Origin of the sequence: Veillonella absiana, assembly GCF_032970865.1 — a bacterium.
GTDB lineage: Bacteria > Bacillota > Negativicutes > Veillonellales > Veillonellaceae > Veillonella > Veillonella absiana.
Window position 1 is genome coordinate 200,355 of sequence record NZ_JAWJZB010000003.1, and the last position, 13,545, is coordinate 213,899.

Sequence of the window (13,545 nt, forward strand, 5' to 3'; positions counted from 1 at the left end):
ATGAATTCCAAAGAATCTATCACTCTTAAAGAGTTTACGAATCAGACAGCATCTACGAATCAACTAGAATCTATGAATCCAAAAGAACGAATTGAACAATTACAACAAGATTTAACACATTACGGAGAACTCTATTATTTAGAGGATGCACCGGTTATTTCTGACTATGAATATGATAAACTGTATCGTGAATTAGTAGACCTCGAAACTGCACATCCAGAATATATTGTGCCTACGTCTCCTACACAACGGGTTGGCTCTAAAATTGAAGGACCTTTTGAAAAGGTGGTTCATGGTAGACCTATGCTCAGTCTCAGCAATGTATTTAATGCTGACGAAGTACGGACCTTTCACAATCGCGTGGTCAAGGATCTAGACCATACGCCTACCTATGTGGTGGAACTAAAAATTGATGGACTGGCAGTGAATTTGCACTATGAAAATGGGATATTAACGCGTGCCGTTACTCGTGGTGACGGTCGTGTGGGTGAGGATGTAACATCTAATGTAAAAACTATAAAATCCATTCCGTTGATGATTAAAAATGCTCCTGAGTTTATTGAAATTCGAGGTGAGGCCTATATGCCACATAGCGAGTTTCAACGTATTAATGAGGAACGCGAAGAGGAAGGTTTGCCTACCTTTGTAAATCCTCGTAATGCAGCGGCTGGTTCCTTGCGACAGCAAGATCCGGCCATCACTGCGAGCCGTAATCTAGCATTCTTTGCCTATGCCATCGGTTCCGAGGAGGGTGCCAACATTCATTCTCAAGAGGAATTATTGGCTCAGCTCAAGGAATACCGTTTCTCTGTAAATCCGAATTACACCGTTTGCAAAACCATTGACGAGGTTATTGAAACTATCGATTTATGGAACGAAAAACGCCATACATTGCCATATGATACAGATGGTATGGTTATTAAGGTTAATGCATTCTCTGACCAAGAGATTCTTGGCTCCACTGTGAAAGACCCAAAATGGGCTACGGCCTATAAATACCCACCAGAAGAGGTGGAAACCATCATTAAGGATATTACCATTAATGTAGGTCGCACAGGTGTATTAACGCCAACAGGTGAATTGGAACCTGTATTTGTTTCGGGCACTAATGTGAGTCGTGTTACCTTGCACAATCAAGATTTCATTATGGAGAAAGATATCCGTATTGGTGACCATGTGCTTATTCACAAGGCGGCGGAAATCATTCCAGAGGTCATTCGTGTATTACCAGAAAAACGTACAGGCTCAGAAGTGGCCTTTACGATTCCAGCTACATGTCCTATTTGTCATTCTCCAGCGGTGCGCCGTGAAGGTGAGGCAGCCATTCGTTGTACTAATGATCATTGCCCAGCCATTGAGAAGGAACAAATTATTCATTTTGCCTCCCGTGATGCTATGAATATTGATGGCCTTGGCCCAAGCATCGTAGAAAACCTCATCAATAATCATTTGATTACGAATGTGGTGGATTTATATCATCTTACGGTGGATCAACTGGTGACGATGGACCGTATGGGTAAAAAATCCGCTGAAAATTTGGTGAAAGCTATCGCTGACTCCAAATCTCGTGGTCTAGATAGAGTATTATTTGGACTTGGTATTCGACTCATCGGCTCTAAAGCAGCTAGTACGATTGCAAGTGAAGTTGGCTCCATGGAACGATTCCTGACCATTACGAAGGAAGAACTCCTTAGTGTAGAGGAAATAGGACCTACTATGGCGGATAGTATTGTGGCTTACCGTGAGATAGAATCTAATCGAGCTATCATCGAAGGATTGACTCAAGCAGGTCTTGTGATGACTGTAGAAATACAAGAAGCCGCAGGAAATGAGATGGAAGGCGAAGTCGTTGTTCTCACCGGTAAATTAGAGGTGATGGGACGCAGCGAAGCTGGGAAACTCCTAGAGGCACATGGTGCTAAAGTCACTGGCTCTGTCAGCAAAAAAACAACACTAGTTGTGGCCGGTAAAGATAGTGGTAGCAAACTTACGAAAGCAAATGAACTCGGTATTCGTGTTATCAATGAAGAAGAATTTATCGCCCTTACAGAATCTTGGGGTAAATAGAAGCTCGAATCATTTAAAAGTACTTTCAATTTTGTTATAATAAGAGAATATGAAAGGATGTGCACCGATGAAAATCACTCAAGAAGAGATTAAAAAAATTGCATTACTTTCACGATTAGAAGTGAAAGAAGAACATATGGGGCATATGGAAAAAGAATTAAGCGATATTCTATCCTATGTAGCAGAGCTCAATGAGCTCGATTTAGAAGGAGTGGAACCAATGGCACACGCTGTACCTATTCACAATGTATTCCGTGAAGATGTAACGAAACCATCCCTCGATCATGATTTGGCATTATCTAATGCGCCAGAAGAAGAAGACGGATATTTCAAAGTACCTCGCGTAGTACAAGAATAGGAGGATTACAGTGGCAACCATTCATGAACTTCACACAAAATTAGTGAATAAAGAAATTTCTGCCGTTGAATTGACGAAGGCAGTGATTGCACATAAAGAACAAGTAGAAACAGCTGTACATGCGTATTTGTCTGATTCTCATGAACAAGCCCTAGCTGTAGCAGCTAATGTGGATGAAAAAATCGCCAAAGGCGAAGCTATTTCTCCATTAGCAGGCGTGCCAGGCGCTATTAAAGATAATATTTGTATTCAAGGTCAACCAGCGACTTGTGCATCTAAAATGTTGGAAAACTTTATTCCTCCATATAATGCAAGCGTTATGGAACAATTGTTCAGCCAAGACGTTGTGAGCCTTGGTAAATTGAACATGGACGAATTCGCTATGGGTGGTTCTACAGAGAACTCTGCTCTTGCTAAAACAGCTAACCCTTGGAATACTGATTGTGTACCAGGTGGTTCTTCCGGTGGTAGTGCAGCGGCTGTATCCAGTGGCAGTGCTATTTGGGCATTAGGCTCTGATACAGGCGGATCCATTCGTCAACCAGCGTCCTTCTGTGGCGTAGTAGGTATGAAACCAACCTATGGTAATGTATCTCGTTATGGTTTGATTGCCTTCGCGTCTTCCTTGGACCAAATTGGACCTGTTACACGCGATGTAACTGATGCTGCCATCGTTATGAATGCCATAACAGGCCATGATGTGAAAGATTCCACATCTATCCCAGGTGACCGTCCAGATTACACAAAAGCACTTGTAAATGATGTTAAAAACATTAAAATTGGTGTACCAAAAGAATACTATGGAGAAGGTTTAAACGCTGAAGTTCGTAAAGCTATGGACGAAGCTATCGAAACGTACAAAAAGCTAGGTGCTGAAATAATTGAGGTATCTTTGCCTACTACTAAATATGCGTTGTCTGCTTACTATATCATCGCTTTAGCAGAGGCTAGTACTAACCTTGCACGTTATGACGGCGTTAGCTATGGTCTTCGTGTGCCAGCCGACAATTTAGTTGAAATGTCCACGAAAACTCGTACAGAAGGCTTCGGACAAGAAGTACAACGTCGTATCTTACTTGGTACCTATGTATTGAGCTCTGGTTATTACGATGCTTATTATTTGAAAGCCCTTAAAGTTCGTCGTTTAATCAAAAACGAATTTGACGAAGCTTTCAAACAAGTTGATTTATTATTAGCCCCAACAGCACCGAATACATCCTACAAATTTGGTGAAAAATTAAATGATCCATTGGCGATGTACCTCGAAGACGTATGTACTGTACCAGCTAACCTTGCAGGTATTCCAGGTATTAGCGTTCCAACAGGTATGAGCTCTAGTAATTTACCAATCGGTATGCAATTATTAGGCCCAGCTATGGGTGAAGAAGTGTTGTTACGTGCTGCCTATACATTTGAACAAGCACGTCCTGATTGCCAAGTTGTGGCACCAACAGGGGAGGTTTCTTTATGAGTAGTAAATACGAAACGGTGGTAGGCTTGGAGGTTCATACCGAGCTAAAAACTAATTCTAAAATATTCTGCGGTTGTACCACTGAATTTGGTGGTGCCCAAAATACACATGTATGCCCAGTTTGCCTTGGTTTACCAGGTGTATTGCCAGTGTTGAATAAAAAAGTAGTAGAATATGCTATTAAAGTTGGTTTGGCTTTGAATTGCGAGATTTTGCACTTTAACAAATTCGACCGTAAAAACTATTATTATCCAGATTTGCCTAAAAACTGGCAAACATCCCAATATGATTTACCAATCTGCCTCAATGGTCACCTTGATGTAGAGGTAAACGGTGAAACTCGACGTATTCGCATCACTCGTATCCATATGGAAGAAGATGCTGGTAAATTGGTACATAGCGGTAATACCATTAGCGATTCCAATTCGTCTAATGTCGATTACAACCGTACTGGTGTACCTTTGCTTGAGATCGTATCTGAACCAGATATTCGTTCTGGCGCAGAAGCAAAAGCCTATGTTGAAAAATTGCGTTCCATTCTTCAATACCTCGACGTAACTGACGCTCGTATGGAAGAAGGTAGCTTGCGTTGCGATGCGAATATTTCCGTTCGTCTTCGTGGCACAGAAAAACTAGGCACAAAATCTGAAATTAAAAACATGAACACTCTTACAGGTATCCAAAAAGGTATCGAATACGAAGCATTACGCCAAGCCATGCTTATCGAAGAAGGTGGTCAAGTTATTCAAGAAACTCGTACTTGGGATGACGCACAAGGCATTACATTGTCAATGCGTAAAAAAGAAGCGGAAAATGACTACCGTTACTTCCCAGAACCTGACTTGGTACCAATCATCATCACTGATGAAGAAATCGAAGCCGTTCGCGCAGAATTGCCTGAATTGCCAGATCAAAAAATGGATCGCTTCGTGAACCAATATGGTTTATCCGTTGAGGATAGCACAATTTTGACATCTACACGTCAAATGGCGGATTACCTAGATGCTACAGTTAACGCTGGCAGCGATGCTAAAACAGCTTCTAATTGGATTCTTGGTGATTTGTCCAAAATGGTAAACGAAAATGGTTTAACCTTTGGTGAAAGCAAAGTACCTGCTGAAAATCTAGCAGGTATGATCGCGTTGATGGACAAAGGGACTATTTCCGGTAAAATCGCGAAAAAAGTTATCGTTAGCATGTGGGAATCTGGTAAAGATGCAGACACAATCGTAAAAGAAGAAGGTCTTGTACAAATTACCGATACTGGCGCTATCGAAGAAATCGTAAAACAAGTTATCGCTAATAATCCACAACCAGTAGAAGATTTCAAATCAGGTAACGGAAAAGCAATTGGCTTCCTCGTAGGTCAAGTTATGAAAGAATCCAAAGGTCGTGCGAACCCTGGCGTAGTTAACCAATTGTTACAAAAACATTTGAACGACTAATGTAAAAGTGCCCTCCCATTGGGGCACTTTTATCATAAAATACGGAGAATTATGACAACAAATAACTATACTGGACAAAACAATCAAACACAATCTGATTATTTTGACAATCACAATTCCGAAGATACTAATAATACGCGCGTGTTATCCGAAGAAGAACGCCACGGTTTTGATGGTGTAACCATCGATGAAGCTGGTGGAGAGGTCCATATGGACCGTTCCCCTGATGATCCTAATACATTTAATGAAACCTATGATGAAGGCTATAGTCGCGTAAAGGTAGTTAATTTAAACGCCTCTGGCTGGTTAACGCGCATTATTTTGATAGCCGTAGTGGCAGCCATTGCGGCAGTTATATTCTTCTTTGGTGGCGTTATTTTAACAATTGTCGGCATTGTATTTATCATTGGCACATTGATTTCCATGATTTTTGGATTATTTTAGAATATTAGTATAGAAACGGCATACTGTGGTATAATATATCTATTATGACTAGACGGTGGGACGAGCCCATTCGATGATAAAGAGGTACCATGAACGTAGTATTGACGACTCTAAACTCAAAATTTATACATTCCTCCTTGGCTTTGCGTTATCTCAAGGCCTATGGGGCGACCCGTGGACAGGCATATGATGTGGTAGAATACACCATCAATATGCCTGTTTTGCATATTCTTAGCGACATTACAGAGCGAGATATGGATATGCTCGGTTTTGCTTGCTATATTTGGAATATCGAGATGACATTGCATGTGGTTTCTTTGGTGAAAGCTGTGCGCCCAGACATTAAAATCGTCTTAGGTGGCCCAGAGGTATCATTCACAGCTGATGAATTACTGGCACGATGCAAGGACATTGATTATATTATTCAAGGTGAAGGGGAAGAAGCCTTTGCCAATCTCGTATCAGCTCTAATTGCTGGTCAGGATGGGCTGACACCAATTATTGATGGCATTCGTGGACGCGCTACTGATGGTGCTTTCAAAGGTTCTACAGAGGCTGTAGAGGTACGTGATTTATCAACCATTCCTTTTCCTTATACGGAAGAAGATATGAAGGATTTGGAGCATAAAATCATGTATTACGAATCCTCCCGTGGCTGTCCATTTTCCTGTCAGTATTGCTTGTCTGGCAATAAAAATACAGTGCGGCTCTTTCCACAAGAACGAACATTACAGGAATTACAGTGGTTCATCGACCATGGAGTAAAACAAATTAAATTTGTAGACCGTACATTTAACTGTGCGCCTGGTCATCATAGACCATTGATGGAATTCATGCGCGATGCCGACACGGATACAAATTTCCATTTGGAAATGGAACCAGAGTTGATGACGGAATGGGAAACAGATTTACTCTGTCATACCCCAGAAGGGCGCATTCAAATTGAGGTAGGGGTACAAAGTACTCATAAACAAACCTTGGATGCCATTAACCGTTATAATGATTGGCCTTATATTCAAAAATCTATTCGACCTATTATTGAGGCCGGTCGTACGCATGTGCATATGGATTTAATTGTGGGCCTACCGCATGAAGGATTTGAGCGATTTGGTCAATCCTTTAATGATTTATTTAGTTTACAACCACAGGCACTACAAATTGGATTCTTGAAATTATTAAAAGGTTCCGGTGTACGACGTATGGATGAATACCAGTATACTAGCGATCCATTAGCTCCCTATGAAGTATTGAGTACCCATGTACTCAGTTATGATGAAGTACGTTTTCTTAAACATTTTGAGGATGTATTTGAACGATTCTATAATAGTGAGCGATTCCGTACTGTGTTTGGGTATATTGGGCAACAATTAATTGATTCTGATACAGAAGATGCGTTTAGCTATTTCTGTCATATGACGCGAGCTTGGCTCGATAACAACCATCATCAAGTGAATTTGAAGGATATTGATCAAATTGAATTCCTATACCAATTCTTGATGAATCGTGTAGACACCATCGGTGCCGAGCTACTGCAATATGACACATTATGCAGCTATCGCGGTAAGGTCCGTAGTGAGGCTGTAGGTTTACCGAAGCAAACGAAGGAACTATTACAGGCTGGCGAAGCCTTTTGGCGAGATGAAGAATTGGCAGGCCAATACATTCCTAATTATAGCTTTAAGGAGTGGCGTCAAATTCGTCAACAATATGTAGAAATGCCAATGTCTGAACAGACAGCACGCTACTTAGGTGTTCGTAATATAGAGGCTATGACTGGTGATAGTGGTATTGTGATTATCGATGTAAATCGCAAGTCACAGCCATTCGTACGACCTCTATAATATAGCATTAACCATACTTTAATATAGCATAACCATACTTTCACGGGCAGAATTCCCATATATAGTAGGGGATGGCAGCCAATATATACTACTAACAGTAGTGTATATTTGATTATTACAAAGAGATTACAATGACTAGATACAGTGCAGATTTTATTACGTTACAATCTGAACATGGAGGTATTTAGCATCAATTATATAAAGGATATATATGAGTGATACAAGTAAACCAAAGCGCTATCGCATGGTTTCAAAATTTTATCGTGAAAAATACGGAGAAAAGGTATATAAATTACCGGTGGCATTGCCATTAACTTGTCCGAATCGAGATGGTTCTGCAGGTGTAGGTGGTTGTGTATTCTGTGGTGAAATCGGTGCGGGTTATGAAAATCGGCCGGCTTGGATGACGGTGCAGATGCAGTTAGACGAAAATATTGCCCACATTGCCCCGAAATACAAGGCCTATAAATATATTCCGTATTATCAGAATTTTAGTAATACCTATTTAAATCTAGAGGATTTTAGAGCCTATATGGAGGCTGGTTGTATTGATTCTGCCGTAGGCATTGCCATTGCGACGCGTCCAGATTGTATTGCCGAAGAATACCTTGAGATTCTCAAGGATATTCAAGAAAAATACAACAAAGATATTTACATTGAATTAGGCCTACAATCTGTGAATTATCATACATTAGAGAAAATTAATCGTGGTCATTCAATGGCTGAATTTATTGATGCCGTATTGCGTATTAAACGATATGGATTTAATGTGACAACTCATATGATTCTTAATTTGCCATGGGATACGATGGAGGATACTATTGAAGGGGCGAAAATATTGTCCGCCCTCGGTGTGGATCAAGTAAAACTCCACGCCCTATACATCGTAAAAAATACATTGATGGCAAAATGGTATCAAGAGGGGCAGTTTACATTAATTTCTGCTGAGGAATACGCTGATCGCGTCATTGCCTTTCTTAGACATCTGGATCCTAATATTGTGTTGCAACGCCTGGTAGGGCGTGCGCCTGAGGATAATACGCTATTCACGAACTGGTCCATGGGCTGGTGGCGTGTGCAAGATTTGATTGATGAAAGAATGGAAGCCCTGGATGCTCATCAAGGTGATTTGTGTAATTATTTAAATGGACGTGCAGTTAGAAAGTTTCTGTAAAAAGGAGAACCATCTATGAGTGAACGTATATTTACGTTTCCTAATTATGATTTAGCAGCTTCTATTTTAGGGCAGCAAGATCGACATTTAAAAATGATTAACGAAGTCATTCCCGCTGCAGTTGTGTCACGTGGTGATATAGTAACCATTAATGGTGATGAAACGAATGTGACTAATTTTGAAAGAACCTTAGCAGAGCTCGTATTTTTACATCAACAAGGCAGTACCATAACAGAAGCACAAGTAAAAATTGCGGCGAAACTCATTGCCGGGGGTAAAAGTGATATTGTTCATACCATGTTTGAGGACACGTTGAGTGTGACCATGCGTGGCAAGACAATTACACCAAAAACGGAAGGTCAAAAATTTTATGTCGACAGCATCCGTAAAAATACCATTACCTTTGGTATTGGTCCAGCTGGTACGGGGAAAACATTCCTTGCCGTTGCATTGGCAGCATTCTATTTGAAAAATAGAAATGTAGATAAAATTATTCTTACCCGTCCTGCCGTAGAGGCTGGTGAACGCCTTGGATACCTACCAGGTGATTTACAGGAAAAGGTAGATCCCTATTTGCGCCCACTCTATGATGCACTGAACGAAATGTTCGGGCTTGAACAAGTACAACGCTTTATGGAACGTGGCACCATTGAGGTAGCACCGCTAGCGTATATGCGTGGTCGTACATTGGAAAATGCTTTTGTCATTCTTGATGAAGCACAAAATACAACACCAGAACAGATGAAAATGTTCCTTACCCGTTTAGGGAATAACTCTAAAATGGTGGTAAATGGTGATAAAACGCAAATTGATTTACCATCTCGCGTTAGCTCAGGCCTTGGTGAGGTCGAAAAGGTATTGCGTTCTGTGCTGGGTATTAAGATGGTATACTTTAGCGATCAAGACGTCGTACGTCATGATTTGGTAGGCCGCATTGTTAAGGCTTACGAAGTATATAATGAAAAACAGAAAAAGGCTAATGAAGAAGCAAAGTCCAATGAAACAGCTTAATGATTTGCTAGCTCATCTAGGTAGTAAATCAGAATCGTATGTTTGGACTTTCATAAGCAGATAGAAAAGGAAGGATATATAGTGGACATCACAATCAGTTATGATGACAATATGACTGAAAATAAAGCGGTAGAGAACATTATTGAAAAGGTCTGTGCCGAGGTAGGTCGTGTGTACGGCCTAACAAGTGGAGAGGAACTCAGTATTTTACTGTGTAGTAATGAAAAAATTCACGAGTTGAATCGTGAATATCGTCAAATTGACCGTCCTACAGATGTGCTTTCATTTGCATTAAATGAAGGTGAAGATTACGAGGATAGCGAGGAGGAATCCCAATTGTTGGGCGATTTGATTATTTCTTTGGAACGCACAGCTGAACAGGCTGAGGAATACGGACATAGTTTTGAACGGGAATTGGCGTATTTAACAACACATGGTTGTTTACATATCCTCGGATACGATCATATGACTGACGAGGACAAGGCAGAAATGCGCAAGGAAGAAGAATTTGTATTAGGTAACTTGGGTTACGTACGAGAGGATGCACCATATAATGAATAATGAGCATTTTAAATCTGGATTTGTAGCAGTTGTAGGAAGACCTAATGTAGGGAAATCAACTTTGATTAATGCCCTCATTGACGATAAAATTGTAATAGTTTCTGATAAAGCACAAACAACAAGAAACCGTATTATTTGTGTATATACTGATGAAACCAAACAAGTGGTATTCATGGATACACCAGGTATTCATAAACCTAAACATAAATTGGGGGAATATATGGTGGATGCTGCTATCGAATCACTTAAAGAAGTAGAAGCCGTTTTGTTTGTGGTAGCAGGCAATGAAAAACGTGGTCCTGGGGATAATTTTATTATTGAACAGTTAGTCCGCGTGAAAGTTCCAGTGTTCTTACTTATTAACAAAATCGATACATTATCCAAGGAAGACTTGATGAAGGTTATTGTGTCCTATCAAGACGCGTATGATTTTGCTGGTATTATTCCAATTTCCGCAAAGGAAAAGGATAATCTTGATGAAGTCCTTACTGTACTAGATGAAAATCTACCAGAAGGCCCACAATACTTCCCTGATGATATGATTACAGATCAACCAGAACGTTTGATTATCTCTGATATTGTACGGGAAAAAATCTTATTAGCTACCCGTGATGAAATTCCTCATGCCATCGCTGTCGACGTAGATGAAATGAAAACTCGTGAAGACGGTACTACCTATGTACGTGCCACTATTTATTGTGAGCGGGATTCCCAAAAGGGCATAATCATCGGTAGACGCGGTGCACTATTAAAAGAATTAGGCGCTGCAGCACGTGCGGATATTCAACGATTATTAGCTACAAAGGTATATCTCGATTTATGGGTTAAGGTTAAGAAAGACTGGCGCAATAAATCAGGTATGTTATCTGAATTAGGTTATAAATAACAGAAGGGAAGAGAGAAAGAGACATGGACATAACAGATAGTCTGTTTCCATTAGGTATTGCATTAGTTTGCATCATTTGTATTTTCTTTTTAGTAGTATCCAAATTCTCCTATGCGCGTTTACGTGAAGAGCATGTGGAGGATATGGAGCAATTAGAGGACAAAGATCGTGAATTTCTCCTCAATTTGTATAAAAGCCCCGAACGCTTTTTGAATACTACACAATTTCTTATTATATTCTTTATCCTATTGTTGGCCGGTACAGGTTCTTATCTATTTGATACGACAATTCATGAATTGATGATTGCCATGGGCTATTATGAGCCCTGGATGGAACGTGTTCTTGATGTCATCTTGCTACTATTAATTAGTACTATTGTATTGATTTTTGGTGAGATTATTCCAAAGGCATTAGGGTTATCTCATGCGGAACAATATATTTACAGTTACAGTAAAATCGTTGTCTTTGTAGGTCGTATTATTGCTCCATTTGTATGGATTGCCAATAAGATTGGGAATACTATATTGGATTCCAATCAAACGAAATATCGTACGGAACTTGACTTGGTTCATACGGAAGAGGAAATTCGTATGCTCGTAAGCCGTAGTCATCAAGAAGGCGAGCTAGACCAAGTAGAGAGCGAACTTATCGACAATGTATTTGATTTTGTGGATCGTATGGCTAAAGAAGTTATGATACCACGTCAAGATGTAAATGTTGTGTATGTAGAGGATGGTTACGATGAATCCATGAAAATGATTCGTGCCACATCTCATACGAGATATCCACTTTGCGTAGAGGACAAGGATCATATTATCGGTCTCGTTCACATCAAGGATTTGATGGAACGTCCGTCCCAAGCTCGTCAAGATTTACGCAATGTACGCCGTGATATTTTAACGGTACCAGAAGTGATGAAATTATCTACATTGCTTCAATACATGCGTACTCGTCGTATTTACCAAGCTGTAGTTGTAGACGAATATGGTGGCATGGTAGGACTTGTAGGACTGGAGGATATTATCGAGGAATTGGTTGGTGACATTCAAGATGAGCACGAACCACATTTGGCAGCCACAATGGCCTATGCCGATGGTTCCTTTGAATTTGATGGCAAGGTTCTCGTAGATGAAGTAGAAGACGTAATGGATACGGAATTAACCGATGCAGATTCTGATACAATTGGCGGTTATATCTTTGGTTTACTAGAACGTACGCCAATCATTGGAGATACGGTTATCGACCATGGCTATGAATTCAAGGTTATTGATATGCAAGGCTATCGTATTTCTCGTTTGAAAGTTACGCCTGTACCAGAACCGGAACTAACGGAGGATACTGAGTCTAGTGAGGACGATAAATAGGCCATTGTTATTTAGATCAGGTGAAGATAGACTGGTTAATATTCATGAAAAAGGAATTGTAATAAAGGAGGCGGTCACATGGCTTTCACAAGAGATGGTACGAATACACCGGCTATTGTGGTGTGGCGGAAAAAACACAAACTATATTCTGTGTTTACCTTTATTACGCCCGGCCTTGGGATAATCCAATGCTCTATGCCACATAAACGATTACAATCCTTTCGTAGTGGATCCTATTTGAGACCTTTCAGTGGCGTATATATCACTGTCGTACCAGATGGGGAATATATGAATCTCACCCAAGTGGATGGCAGTTATATTGTAGAATCTCTTGATACGGATTTAACGAATATTAGCTACGCATCTATTGCAGGAGAGCTGATTTTAAAATTATTCGCTATGTACGATGTGGATCGTAATGTATTTAATCGGGTGGTGCAATATTCAAAATCCATCCGTACAAAATCCGTGCGATTGGGCACCATAATTCTAGGCTGGCAATTATTGTCATTGGCCGGATTAACACCGAGTATCAAGGATTTCGAGAGCAATAATGGGGTGGATGTATTTTTTGAGGAAATCTATGAGGTAACGGGAAAATCCGTGGGACCTCAATTGCGTAATTCATTGCCTCAGGTATTGAGTTATGATTGGGGGGAAACTACCGCATTAGAACTAGGAAAATATGCGTGGCAAGAACTAGAACAATTATTATATCAATATGCCACGCACCAATTTGGTGAGCCTATGCAGAGTGTACAATTCCTAATTAATTTTAAGAATTGACACAGTATAGGGGCAATTGCTACAATAATATGTAGATTGTGATGAAACAGAGGAGTAAACTCTATCATTAGCGAGTGAGGACGGTGAAAGCTCACGCAAGGGTTGAAGGCACTGTGGAGCAACACAAATGTATAAAA

At 40.3% G+C, this 13,545-nt stretch carries 12 protein-coding genes; all 12 read left to right on the forward strand.

Annotated features, from left to right (window positions below):
- Nucleotides 1-72 precede the first annotated feature (72 nt).
- Entirely contained in the window at nt 73-2,067 is a 1,995-nt protein-coding gene (gene ligA / locus RVY80_RS03655) for an NAD-dependent DNA ligase LigA (protein WP_317329725.1), read from the forward strand.
- Nucleotides 2,068-2,134: 67 nt separating this feature from the next.
- Nucleotides 2,135-2,425 (forward strand): Asp-tRNA(Asn)/Glu-tRNA(Gln) amidotransferase subunit GatC, encoded by a 291-nt coding sequence (gene gatC / locus RVY80_RS03660; RefSeq protein ID WP_295188104.1) that lies wholly within the window; start codon nt 2,135-2,137, stop codon nt 2,423-2,425.
- 10 nt (nt 2,426-2,435) lie between these two features.
- Nucleotides 2,436-3,896, forward strand: a complete 1,461-nt coding sequence (gene gatA / locus RVY80_RS03665) for an Asp-tRNA(Asn)/Glu-tRNA(Gln) amidotransferase subunit GatA (RefSeq protein WP_317329707.1) — start codon at nt 2,436-2,438, stop codon at nt 3,894-3,896.
- Nucleotides 3,893-5,341, forward strand: coding sequence for an Asp-tRNA(Asn)/Glu-tRNA(Gln) amidotransferase subunit GatB (gene gatB / locus RVY80_RS03670; RefSeq protein ID WP_317329708.1), 1,449 nt, complete (start codon nt 3,893-3,895; stop codon nt 5,339-5,341). Before gatA ends, gatB begins: the two co-directional genes overlap by 4 nt.
- 51 nt (nt 5,342-5,392) lie before the next feature.
- The gene (locus tag RVY80_RS03675; RefSeq protein ID WP_317329709.1) at nt 5,393-5,785 is read left to right on the forward strand and encodes a DUF4229 domain-containing protein; all 393 of its coding nucleotides are present in this window, start codon (nt 5,393-5,395) and stop codon (nt 5,783-5,785) included.
- An 89-nt stretch (nt 5,786-5,874) separates the two neighbouring features.
- Nucleotides 5,875-7,626, forward strand: a complete 1,752-nt coding sequence (locus RVY80_RS03680; protein WP_317329710.1) for a B12-binding domain-containing radical SAM protein — start codon at nt 5,875-5,877, stop codon at nt 7,624-7,626.
- Between the two features lie 211 nt (nt 7,627-7,837).
- Nucleotides 7,838-8,800, forward strand: coding sequence for a TIGR01212 family radical SAM protein (locus RVY80_RS03685; RefSeq protein WP_295188094.1), 963 nt, complete (start codon nt 7,838-7,840; stop codon nt 8,798-8,800).
- A gap of 15 nt (nt 8,801-8,815) precedes the next feature.
- Complete coding sequence (locus RVY80_RS03690) at nt 8,816-9,811, forward strand: PhoH family protein (protein WP_295188092.1); 996 nt, start codon at nt 8,816-8,818, stop codon at nt 9,809-9,811.
- Between the two features lie 81 nt (nt 9,812-9,892).
- Nucleotides 9,893-10,372 carry an rRNA maturation RNase YbeY gene (gene ybeY / locus RVY80_RS03695; protein WP_295188090.1) on the forward strand — a complete coding sequence of 160 codons (480 nt, stop codon included), beginning with the start codon at nt 9,893-9,895 and terminating at the stop codon, nt 10,370-10,372.
- Nucleotides 10,365-11,258, forward strand: a complete 894-nt coding sequence (gene era / locus RVY80_RS03700; RefSeq protein WP_317329711.1) for a GTPase Era — start codon at nt 10,365-10,367, stop codon at nt 11,256-11,258. Before ybeY ends, era begins: the two co-directional genes overlap by 8 nt.
- Before the next feature lie 23 nt (nt 11,259-11,281).
- The gene (locus RVY80_RS03705; RefSeq protein ID WP_295188086.1) at nt 11,282-12,622 is read left to right on the forward strand and encodes a hemolysin family protein; all 1,341 of its coding nucleotides are present in this window, start codon (nt 11,282-11,284) and stop codon (nt 12,620-12,622) included.
- A 78-nt stretch (nt 12,623-12,700) separates the two neighbouring features.
- On the forward strand, nt 12,701-13,408 hold the full coding sequence (locus tag RVY80_RS03710) for a DNA recombination protein RecO (protein ID WP_317329712.1): 708 nt from the start codon (nt 12,701-12,703) through the stop codon (nt 13,406-13,408).
- Nucleotides 13,409-13,545: the final 137 nt, after the last annotated feature.